At 65.4% G+C, this 23,127-nt stretch carries 19 protein-coding genes and 1 pseudogene; 12 read left to right on the top strand and 8 right to left on the bottom strand.

What is annotated here, in order from left to right; genetic code table 11:
- Positions 1-53 precede the first annotated feature (53 nt).
- From AC1G9C_RS10880 to AC1G9C_RS10895, 4 genes are all read right to left on the bottom strand, one after another.
- A complete protein-coding gene (locus AC1G9C_RS10880) occupies positions 54-596 on the bottom strand; it encodes an Hsp20/alpha crystallin family protein (protein WP_122107834.1) in 543 nt (180 codons plus the stop codon).
- A gap of 130 nt (positions 597-726) precedes the next feature.
- Entirely contained in the window at positions 727-1,278 is a 552-nt protein-coding gene (locus tag AC1G9C_RS10885) for an N-acetyltransferase family protein (RefSeq protein ID WP_480410165.1), read from the bottom strand.
- A 395-nt stretch (positions 1,279-1,673) separates the two neighbouring features.
- Positions 1,674-2,423 (bottom strand): fumarate/nitrate reduction transcriptional regulator Fnr, encoded by a 750-nt coding sequence (gene fnr, locus AC1G9C_RS10890; protein WP_480410166.1) that lies wholly within the window; start codon positions 2,421-2,423, stop codon positions 1,674-1,676.
- A gap of 72 nt (positions 2,424-2,495) precedes the next feature.
- Positions 2,496-3,524 (bottom strand): IS30-like element ISPsp7 family transposase, encoded by a 1,029-nt coding sequence (locus AC1G9C_RS10895; protein WP_033959121.1) that lies wholly within the window; start codon positions 3,522-3,524, stop codon positions 2,496-2,498.
- A gap of 281 nt (positions 3,525-3,805) precedes the next feature.
- Here AC1G9C_RS10895 and AC1G9C_RS10900 point away from each other — a divergent pair, with 281 nt between their 5' ends.
- From AC1G9C_RS10900 to AC1G9C_RS10910, 3 genes are read left to right on the top strand one after another with little or no spacing between them, the layout of a single operon-like run.
- The gene (locus AC1G9C_RS10900; protein WP_021444744.1) at positions 3,806-4,708 is read left to right on the top strand and encodes a universal stress protein; all 903 of its coding nucleotides are present in this window, start codon (positions 3,806-3,808) and stop codon (positions 4,706-4,708) included.
- 30 nt (positions 4,709-4,738) lie between these two features.
- Positions 4,739-5,422 (top strand): phosphoribosyltransferase, encoded by a 684-nt coding sequence (locus tag AC1G9C_RS10905; protein WP_480410167.1) that lies wholly within the window; start codon positions 4,739-4,741, stop codon positions 5,420-5,422.
- A 17-nt stretch (positions 5,423-5,439) separates the two neighbouring features.
- A complete protein-coding gene (locus AC1G9C_RS10910; RefSeq protein WP_480410168.1) occupies positions 5,440-6,111 on the top strand; it encodes a dienelactone hydrolase family protein in 672 nt (223 codons plus the stop codon).
- Between the two features lie 28 nt (positions 6,112-6,139).
- Here the strand turns inward: AC1G9C_RS10910 and AC1G9C_RS10915 are convergent, their stop codons facing one another.
- A complete protein-coding gene (locus tag AC1G9C_RS10915) occupies positions 6,140-7,120 on the bottom strand; it encodes a magnesium transporter (RefSeq protein WP_480410169.1) in 981 nt (326 codons plus the stop codon).
- Between the two features lie 283 nt (positions 7,121-7,403).
- On the opposite strand from AC1G9C_RS10915, the gene AC1G9C_RS10920 reads away from it, so the two are divergent.
- Together AC1G9C_RS10920 and AC1G9C_RS10925 are read left to right on the top strand one after the other, a co-directional pair.
- The gene (locus tag AC1G9C_RS10920; RefSeq protein WP_480410170.1) at positions 7,404-10,082 is read left to right on the top strand and encodes a cation-translocating P-type ATPase; all 2,679 of its coding nucleotides are present in this window, start codon (positions 7,404-7,406) and stop codon (positions 10,080-10,082) included.
- Between the two features lie 191 nt (positions 10,083-10,273).
- A pseudogene (locus AC1G9C_RS10925) lies at positions 10,274-10,744 on the top strand (TCP-1/cpn60 chaperonin family protein); the annotation flags it as partial.
- A gap of 4 nt (positions 10,745-10,748) precedes the next feature.
- Here AC1G9C_RS10925 and AC1G9C_RS10930 read toward each other — a convergent pair.
- A complete protein-coding gene (locus AC1G9C_RS10930; RefSeq protein ID WP_480410171.1) occupies positions 10,749-12,791 on the bottom strand; it encodes an NAD(+) synthase in 2,043 nt (680 codons plus the stop codon).
- Positions 12,792-12,996: 205 nt separating this feature from the next.
- Between AC1G9C_RS10930 and AC1G9C_RS10935 the strand changes: the two genes are divergently transcribed.
- Positions 12,997-13,893: a universal stress protein gene (locus AC1G9C_RS10935; protein ID WP_480410172.1), complete on the top strand. Its 897-nt coding sequence runs from the start codon at positions 12,997-12,999 to the stop codon at positions 13,891-13,893.
- A gap of 22 nt (positions 13,894-13,915) precedes the next feature.
- Here AC1G9C_RS10935 and AC1G9C_RS10940 read toward each other — a convergent pair whose 3' ends face one another.
- Entirely contained in the window at positions 13,916-14,728 is an 813-nt protein-coding gene (locus AC1G9C_RS10940) for a formate/nitrite transporter family protein (RefSeq protein WP_480410173.1), read from the bottom strand.
- Between the two features lie 6 nt (positions 14,729-14,734).
- Positions 14,735-15,277 (bottom strand): Hsp20/alpha crystallin family protein, encoded by a 543-nt coding sequence (locus AC1G9C_RS10945; protein WP_480410174.1) that lies wholly within the window; start codon positions 15,275-15,277, stop codon positions 14,735-14,737.
- A 184-nt stretch (positions 15,278-15,461) separates the two neighbouring features.
- Here AC1G9C_RS10945 and fdhF point away from each other — a divergent pair, with 184 nt between their 5' ends.
- The 6 genes from fdhF to AC1G9C_RS10975 are packed head-to-tail and all read left to right on the top strand — an operon-like array spanning position 15,462 to position 23,120.
- Complete coding sequence (gene fdhF / locus AC1G9C_RS10950) at positions 15,462-17,540, top strand: formate dehydrogenase subunit alpha (protein WP_480410175.1); 2,079 nt, start codon at positions 15,462-15,464, stop codon at positions 17,538-17,540.
- Positions 17,527-18,546, top strand: coding sequence for a 4Fe-4S dicluster domain-containing protein (locus AC1G9C_RS10955; protein ID WP_480410176.1), 1,020 nt, complete (start codon positions 17,527-17,529; stop codon positions 18,544-18,546). Before fdhF ends, AC1G9C_RS10955 begins: the two co-directional genes overlap by 14 nt.
- Positions 18,543-19,382: an FAD/NAD(P)-binding protein gene (locus AC1G9C_RS10960; RefSeq protein WP_480410177.1), complete on the top strand. Its 840-nt coding sequence runs from the start codon at positions 18,543-18,545 to the stop codon at positions 19,380-19,382. The genes AC1G9C_RS10955 and AC1G9C_RS10960 overlap by 4 nt, the downstream gene beginning before the upstream one ends.
- Positions 19,383-19,405: 23 nt before the next feature.
- Complete coding sequence (gene acsA, locus AC1G9C_RS10965) at positions 19,406-21,166, top strand: acetate--CoA ligase (RefSeq protein ID WP_480410178.1); 1,761 nt, start codon at positions 19,406-19,408, stop codon at positions 21,164-21,166.
- Positions 21,163-22,149 carry a pyruvate dehydrogenase (acetyl-transferring) E1 component subunit alpha gene (gene pdhA, locus AC1G9C_RS10970; protein WP_480410179.1) on the top strand — a complete coding sequence of 329 codons (987 nt, stop codon included), beginning with the start codon at positions 21,163-21,165 and terminating at the stop codon, positions 22,147-22,149. The genes acsA and pdhA overlap by 4 nt, the downstream gene beginning before the upstream one ends.
- Positions 22,146-23,120 (top strand): alpha-ketoacid dehydrogenase subunit beta, encoded by a 975-nt coding sequence (locus tag AC1G9C_RS10975; protein ID WP_480410180.1) that lies wholly within the window; start codon positions 22,146-22,148, stop codon positions 23,118-23,120. The genes pdhA and AC1G9C_RS10975 overlap by 4 nt, the downstream gene beginning before the upstream one ends.
- Positions 23,121-23,127: the final 7 nt, after the last annotated feature.

A 23,127-nucleotide genomic window follows, 5' to 3' on the forward strand; every position in this document is an offset into this window, starting at 1 on the left:
GGGCTCTGGGAGAGGCGCAGGTCCTGACGCATGCAGGGCCTGCGCAACGGCGCTCAGCGCGACTTGACCGGGATGACTTTCTCCGGTTTGACTGCCTCGGGGCGTTTGGGCAGGGAGATCGCCAGGACCCCCTTGCTGAAGTTCGCTTCGATGTGATCCACGTCGACGCCTTTGGGAAGGCTGAAAATACGCTCGAACGAGCCATAGTGCCTTTCCGAGAGATGGTAGTCCTTACGCGTTTCTTCCTTCTCGTCCTTTTTCTCGCCGCTGATGGACAGGTTGCCATTCGCGAGCCTGATCTGAATGTCCTTTTCTTCCATGCCCGGTAGTTCGACGGTGATTTCGAACGACTTGTCCTTTTCCGCGATGTCCACCGCCGGTATGCCATATCCGGACATGCTGCGTTTCCAGAACGGCTCGATGTCGAATGAGCTGCGGCCGAAGGGGAAATTCAGAGGGGGGCGGATGAAGTCCTCGAACAGGCGATCCACCTCAGTGCGCAGGGTATCCAGTGGCCGCCAGGGATCGCTCAGAGCAGGGCTTCTGGTGGTTTGTGGCGCTGCTTTTTCAGGGACTTCCTTTACGGGATGTGCCATTTTCATGTCCTCCTGCTTAGGGTGCTGTTTCGCTGGTCGACCTCCATTTCATCTCTTCCTGCCAGGAATCTTGGAGCGCCTGCCTGGACGATTCTTGATCTTCATCAAAGGATCGCGCGTCAGCCCCCGACTAAAGTTCCAGACGGTGAATTACCTGTGTGGCATCTTGAGGATCGCGGGCATGTTGGAAGCCCAGCTCATGGGCCAGGGCCTGCAAGTGGCTATTGGCTGCGGAATCTACCGAGTACATCTGCTTGAAGCCGTTCTGTCGGGCAGTATCGATGAGATGGCGCATCAACGCGGTGCCGAGCCCGCGATGCTGCCAGGCATCGGCGACGGTCACCGCGCATTCGCACTGTCCGTTTTCCCCGGTCGAGGCATATCGGCTGACCCCGACCTCGATCAGTTCCCCATCCTGGTGAACAAGGGCGACAAAGGCCATGCTGTGGCTGTAGTCGGCTTGCAGGAGAGAGTCGAGGAGGGCAGGACTGACTTCCTTCACCGCGCCAAGAAAACGGAAATGGCGCGTTTCGGGTGACAGATTGCGGATGAACTTGGCTTCACGCTCCCGATCCTCTGGTCTGATCGGGCGGATCAGGACGTGGCTGCCATCGTTCAGGTGCTCGATCCAGTGTTCGTCGACTCGCGCGTTTGTCTGCTGAGTGTCGTGGAGCGAAGGCATGTTGCGTACTCCGTTGGGAGGTGGTCCGCTAAATTTCTACTCCCATGGCAGCGCGGCGGATTGATCGGGATCAACTTGAGGGCAGCATCGAGTGCCTTGCATCGGCTGCAGTAAGTCGACGACGTTGCGCAGCGGTTCCGTGCCGACTCTGCGGTACTGAAGGTTATCGGGAGCGGAGCCTCGAGCGGCAGGGCACATGGGGGCGGCATTCGGCCGGCTTGCCGAGCTTATCCGAGACGAGAATGGAGCACTTCCCATGGAAGGTCTGACGCTGTACATCGGTCAGGAGAGCGAATCGACCCGAGTCAAAGTCTGGCGAGTAGGTTTTCTAGCGCACCGGCGATGATCGCGAACCGGCCAAACGGAGGTTTGGTTCCGGTTGCATCCCCATTGTTTTAGAACTGCTTTGCACCGCTGGTATCACCCTGTCTGCACAGCCGCTGAATATCCAGCAAATGCACTTCGTGGCCGCTGCCGGCAATTAGCTTCAACTCACGAAAGCGAGTAAACAGACGACTGACCGTTTCGGTAGTCATACCCAGGTAGTTACCGATGTCGCCACGACTCATGGGCAGCACGAATTGCAGGGGCGAGAGCCCGCGTTGGCTATAACGGGCCGAGAGATTGAGCAGAAAAGCCGACAGACGCCGTTCGGCACTTTCACGCGCATGACTGCGATATTCGTGTTCTTCATGGATTTCCCGGCTCAGGGTATGAAGTAGCTGTTTGCGCAGCCCCGGAATTTGGCCGGCCAGCTCCTCGAGTTGGTGTATGGGTATTACGCACACCATTGAGGTTTCCAGAGCAACAGAATAGCTGGGGTAGCGTTCCTCCCCCAGGGCATCGAGACCTATGAGTTCACTCGGCAAGTGAAAGCAGGTGATCTGGTCAGCGCCATCGGGGTTGAGCAGGTAGCTCTTGAGAGCTCCAGAGCGCACGGCATACACATGCTGCACCGTATCGCCTGCACGAATCAGGTATTCGTTCTTATGCAGCGGGCGGGAACGTTTGATGATGCCCTCGAGGCGACCTATATCGGTCTCGTCAAGGCAGAGAGGAAGGCACAAGCGGGCCAAAGAGCAGTCATGACAACTTAAGTGTGCTAGGCGCGATGGTTCTGGCCCACCAGACGAACGATCAATCATCGCGAATACCTTTCGTAAGCAGGAATAGTAAATTTATAAGAGGGGCGGTTGCAGGAGCTGAGTGCAACACGGTTATTGAATTGAAGCCGGAGCATCATGCCGCATTGCCATGGCATTTTGCATGACCTCTCCCATCACCTCGATGGGGCATTTGAAGTCGAAGCGCTTGCGCGGTCGCATGTTCAGTTGCAGCGCAATGGCGTCCAGCTCCTCCTGGCTATGTACCGACAGGTCTGTGCCCTTGGGCAAGTACTGGCGAATCAGGCCGTTGATGTTTTCGTTGCTGCCGCGCTGCCAGGGGCTGTGCGGGTCGCAGAAGTAGATCGCCACGCCGGTTCTTTGGGTGATCTCGGCGTGTCGCGCCATCTCCCGGCCCTGGTCGTAAGTCATGCTCTTGCGCATCTCCAGCGGCATGCTATTGAGCGCGGCGCTGAAGCCTTCCAGCGCCGAAGTCGCCGTCGCGTCGTTCATCTTCACCAACATCAGGTAGCCACTGGTGCGTTCCACCAGCGTACCGACGGACGAGGCGTTGGCCTTACCCTTGATGAGGTCGCCTTCCCAATGCCCCGGCATCAGCCTGTCTTCAATCTCCGGCGGGCGCACATGAATACTGACCATCTCGGGGATCTGGCCGCGCCGATCCACGCCACCAGAGCGCGGCCGGCGCGTCGTCTTGCCTTGGCGCAGACAGATGATCAGCTCCTTACGCAGCTCACCCACTGGCAGGGCATAGATCGCGTTGTAGATCGTCTCGCGACAGACGTAGGCATCTCGCAGGTTGGGTATGTTCATGCTGCGCAGCTTGCCGGCAATCTGCTCGGGAGACAAACGCTCACGCAGCATATGGGTCACCAGTTCGAAGCGCTCGCTACCCGGCAACAGTTTTCGCATCGGTCGACAAACCTGGCGGCGGGCCTGCATTTGCTGCTGGGCCAGGCGGGCCGAGTAGCCACCGCAAGCACCTCGGTTACGGCGCAGCTCACGGCTGATGGTCGAAGGGGATCGGTTGATCAAGCAGGCAATCCTGCGCAGGCTGAAGCCTTGGGTACGACCGATTTGAATGGTGGCGCGCTCTTCAACGCTGAGTTCGGTATAAGACATAGGGGCAGCACCGTACCGGAAAGGTCAGGTGTTGCACTCAGTTTTTGCCGCCGCCAGGATATTTCAGCGGGCGCGGCCTTTCGTCGGAACGATGACGCATCCGCCGAGTAGGAGATAAACGGCACTGCTAAGACGCTGTAAGCAATGCTTTTCTGCCGGACAGTCAGCCCCACCTCCGCAGCGAAAATTGACCTGTATCAATCTGTTTCTGCTCCTCGAACCGCAATCTGTAGTTGGTCTTGGTGGCATCAGATCGAGCGCTCGTCAGGTGGAGGTGGGGCATGAACCAAACTCGAAGAATCCTGCTGGTGGGTCATACGGAGCAGCACAGGTCCGCGGCTTTGCAAAGGGCGGTCGCACTTGCGATGGCTGGCGATACGCCATTGCATATCGCCGTTCTAGTTGAGCCCTTCATGACTTACTCGTTATTGGCGAGCGAGATCAGGAATCAGGTGCGTCAAAGCATGCTCAACGAACAGCGGCGGAGTTGGGACAAGGAAGTCGAGCCCCTCAGAAGCAAGGGTCTCCAGGTTACTTGCTCGGTAACTTGGGCTGAGAACGTGCATGAGGAAATCATTTGCCAGGTTCGCGAGTTGCAGCCGGTCATGCTGGTGAAGGACATCCAGCGCGAGACAATGCTCAAACGGGCTTTCGTCACGCCTTTGGACTGGCATCTGCTACGTAGTTGCCCTGTGCCACTTCACCTCGTGAGCGATGCCCGTCATCCCAAACCCCGCGTGGTGGCGGCGGCAGTCGATCTGGCTGATCCGGATGCACAATACTCGGGCCTCAACGACCAGATCATTGCAGCCGGTACCAGCCTGGCCACGCAATGTGGTGCCGGGTTTCAGTTGCTCTACATCCACGAAAACATGCCGGCTTATGTCGCCGATGGCGAAGCGGTGGCCGATTGGGCAGAAATCACCGAGCAGTTGCGCGCTTCGCTGCATCAATCGTTCGTGGCCCTGGCCGATCGGCATGACGTCCCCCAGGAGCGGCGTCACTTCATTACCGGTCAGCCGGTTGCCGGCATCATCGAATTTGCTCAAGAGCAACAGGTGGATGTCGTGGTGATGGGACGCGTTCACCGGAGAGTGCTGAACAAGTGGATTGGCAGTACGACGGAGTCGGTGCTCTACCGGCTCCCCGGGAGCGTCCTGGCCATACGCCCCGAATCTGGCTGAATGGCTCACGCGCTGCACGAGGGTCGCAGGATGAACCATAGCCACGCACTGCAGATTCCGATTCCCGATCGGCGGGCGGCCGGTCAGGCACTGGTGCCCATGCTGGACGCGTACCGCGGCCGCGCCGACACCATTGTCCTGGCCCTGCCGCGCGGTGGCGTTCCGGTCGCCTACGAGATCGCCTGCGCGCTGGAGTTGCGTCTGGACCTGTTGACGGTACGCAAGCTGGGGCTGCCGTATCACGATGAGCTGGCGATGGGCGCCATCGCCAGTGGCGGCGTGCGCGTGCTCAACCGAGACGTGCTGGCCATGCACGATATCGACGAGGCCACCCTGGATGCGGTGGCGCAGCGGGAGTTGCTGGAGCTGCAGCGCCGGGAGCGGGTCTATCGCGGCGATCACCCCTTGCCGGAGCTGCGCGACCAGCAGGTGATTCTGGTGGACGACGGGCTGGCGACCGGCGCCACCATGCGCGCGGCGGTGCAAGCGGTGCGCAATCGGGGGGCGGCGCGCATCGTCATCGCCGTGCCGGTAGCACCAAGCGACACCATTGCCGAGCTGCGGGAGGAGGTGGATGAGGTCATCTGTCCCTTTGCCCCCGAGTTCTTCACGGCTATCGGGCGCTGGTATGTGGATTTTTCACAGGTCAGCGATCAAGCGGTGATGCGCCTGCTGCAACATGCCTGGCAGCGCAAGTTGCCGAGTGTCAACTAAGCGCGGGGAGGCCAGTGATGCACCAAGCTCGACTGAGCATTGAACTGCCGGATGTGCGATTGGTGGGCGACCTGTGGTTACCTACCGAAGCGAAGGGCTTGGTGGTGTTCGTGCATGGCAGTGGCAGCAGCCGCTTGAGCCCGCGCAATCAGCAGGTGGCGCGCTATCTGAGCGAGCAGGGGCTGGCGACCCTGTTGTTCGACCTACTCACCGAATCCGAGGAGCGTATCGACAGGGTCACCTGTCAGCTACGCTTCGACATTCCACTGTTAACGCACCGCCTTGTCGGCGTCCTTGACTGGATTGCCGCCGACCCTGAGCTGAGCTATCTGCCGGTGGGTTTGTTCGGTGCCAGCACCGGCGCCGCCGCGGCGATCCTGGCCGCCGTCGAGCGACCGGACCGGGTGCAGGCGATCGTCAGTCGCGGCGGACGCACCGATCTGGCAGGTAATCAACTCGAGCGGCTGCGAGCGCCCATCCTGCAGATCGTCGGTGCTCGTGACCTACCTACGCTCGGCGGCAATCGTCAAGTCAGCCGGGCATTGGCCTGCGAACAGCGACTGGACGTAATTCCCGACGCCACGCACCTGTTCGAGGAGCCGGGCACGCTGCAGGAGGTCGCGCGTCTGGCCGCTGGATGGTTCGAACAGCATCTGAGCGCAGCGCTCCAGCGCGGCGCCAGGCGCTGAGCTGGCTCTCAACCGCCAGGGCTCGACCTCAAATCAGCAGGCTCGCAATACCCAGGTAGATCAGGATCGACAGTAAATCCTGGACCACGGTCGCCAGCGGGCCGCTGCCGAACGCCGGGTCCATGGCCCCGGCGCTGAGTAGCCAGGGCAGAGCCATGGCGGCCAGGGTTGCGGTCCCGCAGGCTGCAAATACCGCGAGACCGACGCACAGGGCGATGTCCGCTTCATGCCACAGCAGCCATACCAGCGGCCCCGCGACCAACGCCAGGGCAAGGCCGATGGCCAGGCCCACCAGCAGTTCGCGGCCGAGCATCCTGCGCATGCCGATGCCCACCGAGAGGCCGCGCACCACCACGGTCTCGGTCTGGGTGCCGACGGCATCGGCCAGGTAGATGATCCCCGGCAGGAAGAACGCCAGCATGACCTTGTCCTGCAACTGGGCCTCGAAACGGCCGACGAAGTCGGCCGCCAGCAGCGCGCCCACCAGCCCGACCAGCAACCAGGGGATGCGATGACGAAAACGGCGGATCACCGGCTCCTCGCTCGAGGCGCGTGCGGCCTCGGTGCCCTTGATGAATCCGCCGAGGCGGGTGAGATCCTCCTCGTGCTCGCTCAGCAGCACCGCCAGCAGGCGATGGGGCGGAATCACCCCGATCAGCTCATCGTCGGCGTCGACCACGGCGAGCGCCGACTCCTGATGGCAAACGGCGCGCCAGGCGGCGATCTCCTGGTCCACTCCCGGCGCCACCCGGGGAGCCTCGCGGTCCATCAGGGCATCGAGGCGCAGATCGGCCGGCGCGCCCAGCAGGTCCTCGATCCTGAGCAGGCCGAGGAAGCGTCGGCCCGTGCAGATCACGATATGGCTGGCGCATGCGTAGCGCTGTTGCATCAGGGCTGCACGGACGTCATCAACCCGTTGCTCGGGGGTGAATACCGGTATGTCCCGCGTCGCGTGCTGCGCCGCGGTTTCGAAACTGATGCGCTCTGGTCCGTTGACAGTCGGCGACATGGGCATCTCCTTGGCTGCAGACGAGGCGGTGCGTCGTCACTAGCCTGGAATATAGGCGCAATCGGCCGCACCGCCCCATCGTGCGCGAACCGCCAAGGCTGCGCGGTTTTCTTGATACCCATCAAACCGACAGCGGGGATGGCCGCCTAGGCTGAAACGATAGCGCGGCATGGAAGGGCGTGAGCACTCTGCGGCATTCGCTAAGCCGCATCTGGGGAGCGCGGCGGCCAAGGATTCGAGGCGTACCGGCACGGCCAATGAAAGCTGAGGCGAGGACGCGCGGATGAAGATTCAGACGCTCGGGCCGCAGGAGGCCTTGGCCAGTCTGCAGAGTGGCCCGGAGGGGCTCGCGGAGGCGGAAGCCGAGCGGCGGCTTGCGACATTCCAGGCCAACAGAATCCTGCATCTGCGGGCCGCGCCCTGGTGGCGGCGGTTCGTCGCGGGCTTCATCCACTTCCTGGCGATTGTCCTGTGGCTGGCCGCGGGGCTGGCCTTCTTCGCCGAATGGCGCGATCCGGGCAAGGGCATGGCGACGCTGGGCGTGGCCATCATCTGCGTCATCCTGATCAATGCACTGTTCTCCTACTGGCAGGAGTACCGGGCGGGGCGCTCGATCCTCGCCCTGGAGCGCCTGATGCCGGACAGCGTGCGCGTGCTGCGCGACGGGCGCCTGCGCAAGCTGAATCGCGCGCTGCTGGTGCCCGGCGATGTGGTGCTGCTGTCGGCCGGGGACAACGTGCCGGCCGATTGCCGGGTTCTGGAAGCCTTCGATGTGCGCATCAACATGGCCGCGCTGACCGGCGAGTCCTACCCGGTGGCCCGGGATGCCGAGCCCAGCGATGCGCCCGATCTGCTGCACTGCCGCAATATCCTGCTGGCCGGCACCACGCTGCTCAGTGGCGAGGCGCGGACGCTGATCTACGCCACGGGCATGCGCACCGAGTTCGGCCGCATCGCCCACCTGATCCAGGCCGGTGGCGACGTCGAAAGCCCGCTGCAACGCCAGATCAACCGCCTGAGCCGGCTGATCGCCATGCTGGCGGTGCTGCTCGGGCTGGTGTTCTTCGGCCTCGGCCAGTGGATCGGGCTCGGCTTCTGGAACAGCTTCCTGTTCGCCATCGGGATCATAGTGGCGAACGTGCCCGAGGGCCTGTTGCCCACCGTGACGCTGTCCTTGGCGATGGGCGCCCAGCGCATGGCGGCCAAGCAGGCGCTGATCCGTCACCTGCCGAGCGTCGAGACGCTGGGCTCGGCCACGGTGATCTGTACGGACAAGACCGGCACGCTGACGCTGAACCGGATGGAGGCGCGCGTGGCCGTGTGCGCGGGCCGCGAGATCGACCTGAGCAGGCAGCCTGCGACCCTGCCGCACAGCCTGCGCGCGGTGGCCTCGCTGTGCCAGACGCTGCAGCGGGGGGAGGTCGACGGCCGGCAGGTGCTGGTCGGCGATCCGCTGGAGGAAGCGCTGCTGCGCATGGCGCAGAACGCGGGCGGGCAGGTGAATCTGCCCCTCGTCGACGAGCTGCCCTTCAGCGCCGAGCGGCGCATGCTGTCGACCCTGCACCGCGCCGAGCAGGGCCTGCTGCTCTTCAGCAAGGGCGCGCTGGAGGCCCTGCTGCCACTCTCGTCTCGGGTGCAGGACGCAGACGCCGAGCGCCCGCTCGACGATGCCGAACGCGAGCGCTGGCGCGAGGCGGAGCGGCGCCTCGCGGATCGTGGGCTGCGGGTACTGGCCTTCGCCTACCGGTCGGTGGACGAGGGCTACCTGCGCACCGAACTGGAGCGGGGGCTGGTACTAATCGCCCTGGTGGGGCTCGAAGACCCACCCAGGCCGGAGGTGCCGGTCGCCGTCCAGCGCTGCCAACAGGCGGGCATCCGCATCCTGATGGTGACCGGCGACCATCCCCGCACGGCGGTAGCGGTGGCACGGGAAATCGGCCTGACCAGGGGGCAGCCCAGGGTCATCAGCGGCGCGGCCCTGGCGGCCATGTCCCACAGCCAGCTGAGCCTGGCGCTGGAGGCGCGTGAACTGATCTTCGCCCGGGTGGACCCGGAGCAGAAGCTGCTGATCGTCAAGGAGCTGCAGGCCAAGGGGGAGGTGGTCGCGGTCACGGGCGACGGGGTGAACGATGCGCCGGCCCTGCGCCAGGGCGATATCGGCATCGCCATGGGCCTTTCCGGCAGCGATGCGGCGCGCGAAGCCGCGGACATGGTGCTGCTCGACGACAACTTCGCCAGCATAGTGGCGGCGGTGGAAGAGGGGCGGGCGGTGTTCCAGAACATCCGCCGCTTCATGACCTACATCCTCACCTCGAATATTCCCGAGATCGTGCCTTATCTGGCATTCGTCCTGCTGCGCATCCCGCTGCCACTGACCGTGGTGCAGATTCTGGCGGTCGATCTGGGTACCGACATGCTGCCGGCGCTGGGCCTGGGCGCCGAGCGCCCCCGGGCGGAGCTCATGCAACGTCCACCCCCTTCGGCCCACGAACACCTGCTGGACAGGCGCCTGCTGGCGCGCGCCTATCTGTTCCTCGGGCCGATGGAGGCCGTCGCCGCGCTGGCCGCGTTCTTCTTCGTGCTCGACAGCGGCGGTTGGCAGTACGGCGCTGCGTTGGCCAGCGACACCGAGCTCTACCGCACCGCCACCACGGCCTGCCTCGGCGCGATCGTGCTGATGCAGGTGATGAACCTGTTCCTCTGTCGCAGCGAGCGGGGTTCGCCGTTCGGCACGGGGCGTCCCAACAGGCTGATCTGGGCGGGCCTGGCCTTCGAGATCGTACTGACCCTGCTCATCGTCTATACGCCACTGGGCAACTGGCTGTTCGGCAGCGCACCACTGCCAGCGGCCGCCTGGCTGTTCATGCTGCCTTTCGCCCTGGCCATGGCGTTGCTGGAGGGGGTGCGCAAGGCCTGGGTGGCCAGAGCACCCGATTCGATAAAAAGTGAGCTGCATCAATAACCCCGATTGACCGCCGAGCAAAGTACGAAGAACGGCCGCGACTCGCAGCGGCATGCAGGCGGGTGGGGGGGCGCATGTCCAAGGCATCAGCGCTGCGTGGAGAGGACAGGAGGGGCGACGATGCAAGAAAAGTTTCATCAGCCACAGATGCCTGCCGATGCGCAGCGGCGAGCCCGAGACAGGGTCGAGTGGCTGTTGCAACAGCGGAGATGAAGACACGCAAGGACGCCCTCGACGATGCCATCGCGGCGACCAAGGCGGCGGTGGCCGAGGGCATAGTCCCGGGTGGCGGGCTGGCGTTGCTGCGCTGCGTACCGGCGCTGGTCGCCGCCGAAGCCGAACGCGAGGGCGATGAGAGGACTGGCCTGCAGATCCTGCGCCGCGCCCTGGAGGCGCCGGCGCGGATCATCGCCGAAAACTCGGCGGTGGATGCCGGCGTGGTGGTCGCGCGGATGCTTGCCGAACAGGGCTGCATAGGCTTCGATGCGGCGGCCAACCGCTACGTGGACATGTATGAGGCCGGCATCATCGACCCGACCAAGGTGGTACGCGTGGCCCTGGAGAACGCCGTCTCGGTGGCCAGCGTGCTGCTGCTGACCGAGGCGACCATGACCGAGATCGCGGAGAAGGACAGCCCGGCGCCGCCGCCGTTTCCCGTTTAGCCGCTCATTGGCGGGCCCGCAGCTGCGCCAACTCCTCCAGCCACGGGGCCGCGCCGGCATCGCTGGGCGCGCGCCAGTCGGCGCGCGGCGACAGTGAGCCGCCGGAGCCGACCTTGGGCCCGTTGGGCAGGGCCGAGCGCTTGAACTGGCTGGCGGCGAAGAAGCGCCGGCAGAACACCTCCAGCCAGCCGAGTATCTGCTCTGGCGAGTAGGCCACCCGTTCGGCGGCGGGCAGGCCGCTCGGCCACTCGCCGCGGCGCGCATCGCCCCAGGCCTGCTCGGCGAGGTAGGCGACCTTGCTCGGCCGGTAGCCCAAGCGGCTGAGGTAATAGAGGAAGAAGTCCTGCAGCGGGTAGGGGCCGACCGTGTCCTCGGCGCGTTGCAAACCGTGCCCGCCGGCATCCGGCACCAGTTCCGGCGAAGCCGGTGTGGCCAGGATGGCCTGCAGCACCCGGCGGACCACCTTCGGCTGGCGCGCCGACTGCCAGTGCAGCAGGTGGCGGATCAGGGTCTTCGGCAGCGACGCGTTCACCGCGTAATGCGCCATCTGGTCGCCGACGCCATAGGTGGTGTAGCCCAGGGCGAGTTCCGACAGGTCGCTGGTGCCGATCACCAGGCCCTGGTGCTGGTTGGCCAGGCGGAACAGGTGCGAACTGCGCTCGCCGGCCTGCACGTTCTCGAAGGCAATGTCGTAGAGCGCCTCGCCACGCGCGTAGGGATGGTCGATATCGCGCAGCATCTGCAGGCAGGAGGGGCGAATATCGATTTCCGCGGCGCTGAAGCCCAGCGCCTGCATCAGCGCCATGGCGTTGTGCCGGGTGTGTTCGCCAGTGGCCAGTCCCGGCAGGCTGTAGCCGAGAATCTGCTGGCGCGGCAGGCCGAGCAGGTCGAAGGCGCCGGCGGCGACCAGCGCCGCCTGGGCCGAATCGGCGCCGCCGGAAATGCCGATCACCGCACGCCGGATGCCGCTGGCCGCGAGGCGTTTGGCCAGGCCCTGCTGCTGGATCGCGTAGACCTCGGCGCAGCGCGTATCCAGGCTGCCAGCGTCGTCGGGCACGAAGGGAAAGCGTGCGACCCGGCGCTGCAGGGCCAAGGGCTGGTGTGGCGGATCGAACTCCACCTTGATCCGTCGCCAGCCGGCCAGGCGTTCGCGCTGCAGGCTGGCGCAATCGGTGAAGCTGGTGGTGCGGGCGCGATCCTGGCGCAGGCGGTCGAGGTCGATATCGGCCAGGATCAACTGCGGGGCAGGCGAGAAGCGCTGGTTCTCGGCCAGCAGCTCACCGTTCTCGTGGATCATCGCGTGGCCGTCCCAGGCCAGATCGGTGGTCGACTCGCCGAAGCCGGCAGCGCTGTAGACGTAGGCGGCGATACAACGACCGGACTGGGCGGCGCCGAGCAGACGGCGGTAGTCGGCCTTGCCGATGGTGGCGTTGCTCGCCGACAGGTTGGTCAGCAGAGTGGCGCCGGCCAGCGCCGCATAGCTGCTCGGCGGCAGCGGCACCCAGAGATCCTCGCAGACCTCCATATGCAGGGCCAGGCCTGGCACCTGCGGCACTTCGAGGAGGATGTCGCTGCCGAAGGGCACCTCCTGGCCGGCGATCCGCAGCATCGGCTGGAGGGCGTCCTTGGCCGAGGCGAAGTGGCGTTTCTCGTAGAACTCGCGGTAGTTCGGCCGGTAGGTCTTGGGCACCGCACAGAGGATGCGCCCGCGATGGATGGCCAGCGCGCAGTTGAACAGGGCGCCCTGCGCCCGCAGAGGCGCGCCGACCAGCAGGATCGGCAGCAGTTCGAGGCTGGCCCGACACAGTTCCTGCAGGCAGCGCTCGACCTCGTCGAGCAGGGCATCCTGGAAGAACAGGTCGTCGTTGCTGTAGGCCGACAGCCCCAACTCCGGGAATACCGCCAGCCCCGCCCGCTGCCGGTCGGCCTGGCTGGCCAACTCCAGAGTGGCGAGCAGGTTAGCCCGCGGGTCGGCCGGTGCGACCCCTGGAGTGCAGGCTGCGACGCGGAAGAAGCCTTGCGCGTAGGGCGTGCGAACGAGCGGCATCGATCTTCTCCCTTGCTCGGCAATCGGCGCTACCAGCACAGCATGCGCCTACCGTCGCCACGGCGATATTGATAGCGATCAACCGCAATGCTTCCGCTTGACGTGCATCAACACCGGGGCAGCGTCCGCGGCGCACTTTGTAGACATGCACCGGCCGCGCTCCATGGCGCGGTCACTCGGTCCAACCAGCCTGCGGAGGTGTCCCATGGGGCAGTATCAACGCCTGTTTCTGATCGCCGACCCGGCCATGCGCCACTCGCAGGCGCTGCAGCGGGCCGCGGCCCTGGCCGAGGCGAGCGGCGCCGCGCTGCATATCACCGCCTTCGTCGAACCTTTCGCCACCTTCGCGCTGCTGGAAAAGAGCGTTCGCGAACAGATCCGCGAGGATCATCTGCGCGAACATCGCGAATGGTTGGCGGACGAGGCCGGCTTGCTGCGCAGCAAGGGACTCAAGGTGACCACCGAGGCGGTCTGGACCAACCAAACGCTCAAGGAGATCCTCCTGCATGTGTCGGAAATGCAACCGGATCTGTTGATCAAGGATGTGCAGCATGAGCCGGCACTGAAACGTGCGTTCGTCACGCCGCTGGACTGGCACCTGCTACGCGAGTGCCCGGCGCCAGTTCACCTGATCGGAGCGCTAACCCATGCGTTGCCGCGTAAGGTGGTCGCGGCGGTCGACCCCTCGTCACCGGAGTCAGAGAACAGCGGCCTCAACCAGCGAATCATTCAGGAGGCAACCGGGCTTGCACTGCAATGCAATGCAGAACTGCATCTGGTGTATAGCTACGACCTATCCTCGGTCTTTCTTACCGAGACTGATGCCAGAAGTGGGGTCTGGCCGGCTTTGGTTGAGAAGATGCAGGCGTCGCAGAAAGCAACTCTTGAGGCGCTAGCTGAACGCTATGGGGTTCCTGCGGAACGCAGGCACTTCATCATAGGGCCACCGACCACTGCACTCGCCGATTTTGCCAGCCAAGTTCAGGCCGATGTCATGGTGATGGGGACGTCACAGCGCAAAGGGCTGAACAAGTTAGTCGGTAGTACGACTGAGCATCTGTTGTACCAGGTGCCATGTAGCATTTTAGCGATCAGGGTTTAGTTCAGACCGCGCCGCGTCACTCTCAGGTTATTTGGCCATCGTCGTCGCGCAGGTACGCAAGCCAATATACGCCGGCAACCAATAGCGTGCCGCCGACGATATTGCCGAAGGTAACTGCAATAAGGTTGCCGGCGATGCTGGACAGATCATAGATACCTGCCCCTTCTAACGTGAGGCCGTAGGGCAGGAAGAACCAGTTGGCGATGGAGTGCTCGAAGCCGACCGTAACGAACGCACTAATGGGCAATAGAATGGCGAGAATCTTGTCGCTGACGCTGTGTCCGCCCATCGCCAGCCAAACTGCCAGGCACACCAGGGTGTTGCTGAGTATTCCGCGGGCAAAGGCTTCCAGCCATGACAGCTCAACTTTATCTCGGGCTATCTGCAGAGCGGTATCACCCACGGCGCCTCCCCCCATACTGGCTGTATCGGCACAAGATACCAGCAGCACGGTGCCCAGGCATCCGACGACATTGCCCAGATAGACCATGCACCAGTTCCGCAGTATCTCTTGCACGCTGATCAAGCGGCTGGCCCAAGCCATCGCCAGCAGATTGTTGCCGGTGAACAACTCCGCTCCGCCGATTACGACCAAGACAAGGCCAAGGCAAAAGCCAAGTCCACCCAGTAGACGGGTAGCGCCGAAGCCCAAGTTACTTTCGGTGACTATCACGGTAAAAAGCAGAGCACCGAGTGATATAAATGCACCCGCAAGCACCGCTAACACGAACAACGTAAGCAGCTTCGCGCGTGCCTTGGCTACCCCCATTTCCTTGACGCGCTGGGCAATCTGTCGTGGCTGGTAGGCATCCTGGAACAGGCGTTTATCTGCCATGGCGATTCAACTGGATTTAACCGGAATGATTTTCTCTGGCTTGATCGCCTCCGGTTGCTTAGGCAGTGATACGGTCAATACGCCCCTGGCAAAGCTGGCATCGATCTGGTCGGCATCGATGCCCTTGGGAAGAGGGAAGGTTCGCTCGAAGGCGCCGTAACGGCGTTCGGACAAATAATAGTCCTGCTTCTGTTCTTCAAGGCTTTCCCGTTTCTCGCCTTTGATTACCAGGTTGCCGTTGGACAAGGTTATCTCGATATTCTTTTCATCCATGCCAGGCAGTTCGGCGGTAATCTCAAAGCTTGTTTCTTTTTCCGCGATATCCACCACCGGCATACCGTACAGGCTCAGCCCACGCTGCCAGACTTGCTCGACATCCGCATCGCGGCGGCGAAACGGAAGGTGCAGCGAGCGCTGGGAGAACGCTTCGAACAGGTGATCTATCTGGCGCCGCAGGTTATGAAGGTTGAACCAGGAGGTCAGCGGACTTGGCCTGCCACTGGCGGACTGTCGATGAGCAATGGGTACATTCTTAGCAGTATTGGCCATTGTTTAACCTTCCATTTTGTCAGTCTTGATATGGACAGGATTGATTCTGTGCTGGCGCAGGCAGGCGACTTTGATCTCGATCAAGAGCTGACGACATGCTTATCGGGGTTCGTTGATTAAGATCAAACAGCGCCCTCGCTGAGCCGCCTAGGCTGAATCGACTGGGTTGGGCTAGGAGTTGGCGATGCGCGTGATTCCGAGCGTTTGCACCTTCTGCGGGGTCGGCTGCGGCATCGGCCTGAGGGTGCAGGACGGCCGGGTGATCGGCGTCGAGCCGCAGCCGGGACATCCGGTCAGCCAGGGCCAGCTGTGCGCCAAGGGCTGGGCCACCAGCTTCGCCATCGACCCGGCCAAGCGCCTGACCGAGCCGCTGATCAAGGAGCATGGCCACTTCCGCTGCGCGAGCTGGGACGAGGCGCTGGCGCGGGTCGCCGAGGCATTTCGCACCGCGCTGGAGGAGGCCGGGCCGCAAGGCGTGGGGGTGATCAGCTGCGCCCGCGCCAGCAACGAGGACAACTACGCCGCGCAGAAATTTGCCCGCGCCGTGCTCGGTACTCACAACATCGACCACTGCGCGCGCATCTGCCACAGCCCGTCGGTGGCCGGCCTGGCGCTGACCCTGGGCTCCGGGGCAATGACCAACAGCATCGCCGATATCGACGAGGCCGAGCTGATCCTGGTGATCGGCGCCGACGTCACCGAGAACCACGCCATGATCGGCGCGCGCATCCTGCGCGCCCAGGCTCGCGGCGCCACCCTGATCGTCGTCGATCCGCGCAAGACCCGCCTGGCGCGGCTGGCCAATATCCACCTGCAATTGCGCCTGGGCAGCAATATCGCCCTGCTCAACGGCCTGCTGCAGATCATCCTGGCCAACGGCTGGGAGAACCGCGCCTTCCTGGAGGCGCGCTGCGCGGATATCCAGCCGCTGCGCCGGCATCTGGCTGAGCTGAGCCCGAAACTCACCAGCGCCCTGACCGGCATCGGCGTGGCCGAGCTGGAGCAGGTGGCCTACCTGTACAGCCACGCGCGTAGCGCCTATACCGCCTACGGCATGGGCATCACCCAGTTCCAGAGCGGCACCAACAATGTCATTGCGGTATCCAACCTGGCCCTGGCCTGCGGCCAGGTCGGCCGCCCCGGCACCGGCATCAACCCGCTGCGCGGGCAGAACAACGTGCAGGGCGCCTGCGACATGGGTTGCCTGCCCAATGTCTATCCCGGCTACCAGGATGCCGCCGATGCCGTGGTACGGGCCAAGTTCGCCAACGCCTGGGGCCGGCCTGCGCCGGAACATCCGGGCCTGACCTCCCTGGGCATGACCAAGGCGGCGCTGGACGGCGCGCTGCGCGCGCTGATGATCATGGGCGAGGAGCCGGTGCTCACCGACCCGGACCAGGGCCACGTGGCCCGCGCCCTGGCCGCGCTGGATTTCCTGGTGGTGGTGGAGCTGAGCCTGACCGAGACCGCCAAGCTCGCCGAGGTGGTGCTGCCGGCGGCGTCCTTCGCCGAGAAGCATGGCACCTTCACCAACTGCGAGCGCCGCGTGCAGCGCGTGCGCCAGGCCATCGCGCCGCCCGGCGAAGCCCGTTGCGACTGGCAGATCCTCGGCGAGCTGGCCGCGCGCCTGGGTTACCCGGGCATGGCCTGGGCCGATGCCGAGGCGGTGTTCGACGAGATGGCCGGGCTGACGCCTATCTATTCCGCCATGAGCTATCCGGCGCTGGATCGTCAGCACGGCCTGCAATTGCCCTGCGATGGCGAGCACCCGCAGGGCTCGCCGCTGCTGCATGGCCAGGGCTTTCCCATCGGCCGCGCGCGGCTGCTGCCGGTGACCCAGGTCGAACCCGACGAGTGCCCGGACGCCGACTACCCGTTCGCCTTCACCACCCACCGTCTGCATTTCCACTATGGCGGCGGCTCCATGACCCGCCAGTCGCCGCTGCTCGAGCGCGAGACGCCGGCCGCGCTGCTGTTCATGCACCCCGACGACGGCGCCAGGCTGGGCCTGCGCGACCAGCAGGCGGTGGCGGTGCGTTCGCGCCGCGGTCGCCTGGAAACCCGCGTGCACCTGACTGACGACGTGCCCCCGGGCACCCTGGCGATGCCCTATCACTTCCGCGAAGCGCCCTGCAACCGGCTGACCAACGCCGCCCAGGACCCGCAGAGCAAGATGCCGGAGCTGAAGGCCTGCGCGGTGGCGGTAGAGCCGCTGCCAGTGGCTGGCAGGGCGGCGGGAGCCGCGGGTCATGCAAGCCTTTAGCCTGGACCTTCCCGAGCGCCTGCGCGCTCATCTGGCGCGCGCGCGCCGGCTCTACGAGGTACGTGCCGACGGCCAGGGCGGCGCGCACTGGCAGCTGGTCGGTGCCGAGGATCTGGTGGCCTTCGACGCCACCGCCGAGCCACCACCGTTCTCCGCCAAGAGCTTCTTTTTCGCCGAGCGCGAGTTGCTGTTCCGTTTCGACGGCGGCCAGTTCTACTCGGCGCTGCCGGAGGTGTCTGCGCAGGTGTTGTTCGGTGTGCATGCCTGCGATCTGGTCGCGATCGCCTACCAGGACCAGTTCTTTGCCGCCGACCCCCATTACCAGGCGCGCCGCCAGGCCACCCTGCTGGTCGGGGTCGATTGCCTGCACAGTTGCCGGGGCGGCTTCTGCAGCCGGCTGGACAGTGGCCCCGCGGTGCATGCAGAGACCGCCGACCTGATTCTCCTGCCGCATCGCGACACATCGAGCGCCTGGCTAGTGCTGGTCGCCTCCGAAGCCGGGCGCAAGGCCATGAATGGTCTCAGGCTACCGGCGGCCAAGTGCGACTGGCGAGCCGAACGGGCTGCCAACAGCCAGCGCGTGGCAGCCGAGCAGGGCGAGCAGCGCGAGGTGCTAGAGGGGATAGCGACGCTCAACGGCGAGGGCGTCGCCGCCGCCACCTGGGAGGCACTGGGGTTGCGCTGCCTGGGCTGCTCGGGCTGCACCTCGGTTTGTCCGACCTGTTCCTGCTTCGCGCCGCTGGACCTGCCGAGCGGCGAGGACGGCGTGCAGCACGAACGGGTCTGGGACTCCTGTTTGTACGAAGGCTTCCAGCGCGAGGCGAGTGGCCACAACCCCAGCGCTCGCCCGGGGCAGCGGGTACAGCGCTTCTGGACGCACAAGTTCGGCGACGCCTTCAAGGAACGCTTCAAGCGCTATGGCTGCGTCGGCTGCGGCCGTTGCGACCGGGTCTGTCCCGGCGGCATCGGCGTGCATGGCGTGATGCGCGAGGTGGGCTTGCGATGAATGACTTAACGCCGCGCACACTGCACTTGCTCGACCACTATGCCGATGGCGAGGATGCGCGGCACTTCAGCTTCCGCATCAACTTCCCGTTGCCCGGCGATCTGGCGGTAATGCCTGGTCAGTTCTTTATGCTGACGTTGCCGGGCTTCGGCGAGGCCTCTTTCACCTATGTCAGCCTGCCGGACAGCAGTGGATGTTTTACCGCCCTGATTCGTCGCGTGGGTAGGTTGACCGATGCTCTGTTCGAGCAACCCGAGGGCGCCGTGCTGGGCTATCGCGGTCCGTTCGGCAAGGGCTGGCCGCTGTTCTTCGGCGCCAACCGGGTGCTGGCCGTGGCCGGCGGTTGTGGCCTGGCGCCGCTGGCGGGGGTGATTAACGAGGCCATCAGCCATTGCCTGCAGATGCAGTTGAGCCTGGTCTACGGGGCCAAGCATGCCGGAGCTCAGGTGCTCGGCCGCGAGCGCGCCGTGTGGCGCCAGCGCCTGCATTGCATCGAGACGCTCGACGAGGCCACGGCAGGGATGCGCCAGGGCTCACCGCTGGCGCATTTCGACGAGCTGTTCGGCGTAGCGCCGCCCGATGCGGTGCTCTGCTGCGGCCCGGAACCGCTGATGCTGGCGACCGCCGAGGCCTGCCTGCAGCGCGGCCTGAGCGCCGATAGGGTATGGCTCTCGCTGGAGCGGCGAATGCATTGTGCGGACGGCCTGTGCGGGCACTGTTACCTGGGTTCCAGCTATGTCTGCCGGGACGGGCCGACCTACCGCTATGACCGCTTCTTGCAGTTGCTCAGCCAGGGCTACATTCGGCCCAGGGTAGAGCAACACAACTTCTGCTGACCTTTCGCCGACGAGGGCTAGCCATGCGTCCAGCGATCATCCGCAAACCCGCCGAGCAGTCGGTCACGCCCAACTGGGACGACAGTGCCGCAGCCCGCGCCGCCTTCTCCTGGCAGGCGCAGGCCGGCGAGCTCAGCGGCCTGCCGGGCGGCGGCCTGAACCTGGCCTTCGAGGCGGTCGACCGCCACGCCCAGGGGCGCCGGCGGCGGCATGTCGCCCTGCGCCTTCTCGACCGCAACGGCGGCCGCTGCGACATCAGCTACGCGCGCCTGAGCAGCCTGAGCAACCGCTTCGCCAACCTGCTCAAGAATCTTGGCGTGCAACCCGGGGAGCGCCTGTTCGTGCTCTGCGGGCGCGGCCTGGAGCTGTACCTCGGGGTGCTCGGCGGGCTCAAGCTGGGCTGCGTGGTTTCGCCACTGTTTTCCGCCTTCGGCCCGGAGCCGATCGAGACCCGCCTGCGCATCGGCGAGGGCAGCGTGCTGCTGACCAGCGAGGCGCTGTACCGGCGCAAGGTGGCGGGTATCCGCGAGCGCCTGCCGCAGCTCCGGCAGGTGCTGCTGTACGAGGGCAATGGCGGCGCGGTGGATACCCCGCCGGGCACCCTGAGCCTGGCGCAGCTGCTGGCCGAGGCAAGCGACGACTTTGCCATTACGCCGACCACTGCCGACACGCCCGCGCTGCTGCACTTCACCAGCGGCACCACCGGCACGCCGAAGGGCGCGTTGCACGTGCACGGCGCGGCGCTGACCCACCTGGTCACCGGCAAGTACGCCCTCGACCTGCACCCCGACGACATCTACTGGTGCAGCGCCGACCCCGGCTGGGTCACCGGCACCTCCTACGGCATCCTCGCGCCCTTGCTGCTCGGCGTGACCAGCGTGGTCGACAGCGGCGAGTTCGATGCCGAGCGCTGGTACAGCATCCTTGAGACGCAAGGGGTCAGCGTTTGGTACACCGCGCCCACGGCCATCCGCATGCTAATGAAGGCCGGCGCCGAGCTGGCCCGACGGCACCGTTTTCCACGCCTACGCTTTATCGCCAGCGTCGGCGAACCGCTCAATCCCGAGGCGGTGTGGTGGGGCCAGGACGTGCTCGGCCTGCCGATCCACGACAACTGGTGGCAGACCGAGACCGGCGGCATCATGCTCGCCAACACCCTGGCCATGCCGATCAAGCCCGGCTCCATGGGCAAGCCGCTGCCGGGTGTCGAGGCGGCCATCGTGTCTCGCGACGAGCAGGGCGGGTTGATCCTGCTGGGCGACGAGACAGTCGGCGAGCTGGCCCTCAAGCAGCCCTGGCCGGCGCTGTTTCGTGGCTACCTGGGCCAGGAGGAGCGTTACCGGCGCTGCTTCGTCGGTGACTGGTACCTCAGTGGCGACCTGGCCCGCCGCGACGCCGACGGTTACTACTGGTTCGTCGGCCGCAGCGACGACGTGATCAAGTCGGCCGGCCACCTGATCGGCCCGTTCGAGGTGGAAAGCGCGCTGCTGGAGCACCCGGCGGTGGCCGAGGCGGCGGTGATCGGCCTGCCCGACGCGCTGCTCGGCGAGACGGTCAAGGCCTTCGTCAGCCTGAAGAGCGGCATCGAGCCCAGTGCGGCGCTGCACGATGAACTGCTCGGCCATGGGCGCAAGCGCCTGGGCGCCGCGGTGGCGCCCAAGGCCCTGGCGTTTCTGCCGGACCTGCCGCGCACCCGCAGCGGCAAGCTGATGCGCCGGCTGCTCAAGGCCCGTGAGCTGGGCCTGCCGGAGGGTGACACCTCGACCCTGGAGAACCCGAGATGAGCGCGCCGCTGCCATTTTCCCGCGAGTTCGCCCTGCGCCTGCTGCACGACATGCTGCGCATCCGCCGCCTGGAGGAGCGCGCCGCCGAGCTGTACGGCGCGGCCAAGATCCGCGGATTCCTGCACCTGTATATCGGCGAGGAGGCGGTGGCGGTGGGCGCCCTGCACGCCCTGGCGGCGGACGACGCGGTGGTGGCCACCTACCGCGAGCACGGCCACGCGCTGCTCAAGGGTGTATCGATGAACGCGATCATGGCCGAGATGTACGGCAAGCAGGAGGGTTGCTCGCGCGGCCGTGGCGGCTCCATGCACCTGTTCGACGCCGCCACCCGCTTCTTCGGCGGCAACGCAATAGTCGCCGGTGGCCTGCCGCTGGCGGTCGGCCTGGCCCTGGCCGAACGCATGCAGGGTGGCTCGCGCATCGTCGCCTGCTTCTTCGGCGAGGGCGCGATGGTCGAGGGCGCCTTCCACGAGGCGCTCAACCTGGCGGCGCTGTGGCGTTTGCCGGTGCTGTTCTGCTGCGAGAACAACCTTTACGCCATGGGCACCGCGCTGGCGCGTTCCGAGTCGCAGACCGACCTGTGTGCCAAGGCGGCCTCCTACCGGGTGCCGGCCCAGGTGGTGGACGGCATGGACGTGGTTGCGGTGCAGCAGGCCACTGCGGCGGCGGTGCAGCAGGTGCGCGGTGGCGCGGGACCGTACTTTCTCGAATTGCAGACCTATCGCTTCCGCGCCCACTCGATGTTCGACCCCGAGCTGTACCGCGACAAGGCCGAGGTGGCCAAGTGGAAGGAGCGCGGGCCGATCCACAGCTACAGCGCCCGGTTGAAGGCGTTGGAGCTGCTGGACGAGCTGGGTTTCCTGAGCATTGCCGCCGAGGTGGATGTCGAGGTGGAGAAGGCGGTGGCCTTCGCCGAGGCCGGCAGCCTGGAACCGGTTGGCGACCTGCTGCGCGATGTGCATACCCCGGAGGACGTGGCATGAGTACGCGCACCACTTATCGAGAAGCGTTGCGCCAGGCCCTGCGCGAGGCGCTGCAGCGCGATCACCGGGTATTTCTGATGGGCGAGGATGTCGGCCGCTATGGCGGCACCTACGCGGTGTCGCGGGATTTGCTGGCGGAATTCGGGGCGGAGCGCATCCGCGACACACCGCTGTCGGAGCTGGGTTTCGTCGGCGCCGGCATCGGCGCGGCGCTCGGTGGCATGCGGCCGATCGTCGAGGTGATGACGGTGAACTTCAGCCTGCTCGCCCTCGACCCGCTGATGAATACTGCGGCGACGTTGCGGCATATGTCTGGCGGCCAGTTCTCCGTGCCCCTGGTGCTGCGCATGGCCACCGGCGCCGGGCGCCAGCTGGCGGCGCAGCATTCGCACAGCCTGGAAGGCTGGTATGCGCATATCCCCGGGCTGAAGATTCTCGCCCCGGCCACCCTGGAGGACGCCCGCGGCATGCTCTGGCCGGCGCTGCAGGACCCCGACCCGGTGCTGATCTTCGAGCACGCCCAGCTGTACAACCTGGAGGGCGAACTGGAGGAGGGCGGCGTGGTGGACATCCGCTCGGCGCGGGTGCGCCGCGCCGGTCGCGACCTGAGCCTGGTCGCTTATGGCGGCACCCTGGGCAAGGCCCTGGCGGCGGCCGAGGAACTGAGCGGTGCGGGCATCGACGCCGAGGTCATCGACCTGCGCGTGCTGCGCCCGCTGGACGACGCGACCCTGCTGGCGTCGGTGCGCAAGACCCGGCGCCTGCTGGTGGTGGACGAGGGCTGGCGCAGCGGCAGCCTGGCCGCCGAGGTTATCGCCCGCGTCAGCGAGCAGGGTTTCTATGAACTGGATGCACCACCGGCGCGGGTGTGCAGCGCCGAGGTGCCGATCCCCTATGCCAAACATCTGGAGGAAGCCGCGTTGCCCCAGGTGCCGGCCATCGTGGCGGCGGCGCGGGCACTGTGCGGTTAGCGCGGGA

The organism is Pseudomonas sp. ABa2, from assembly GCF_056676075.1.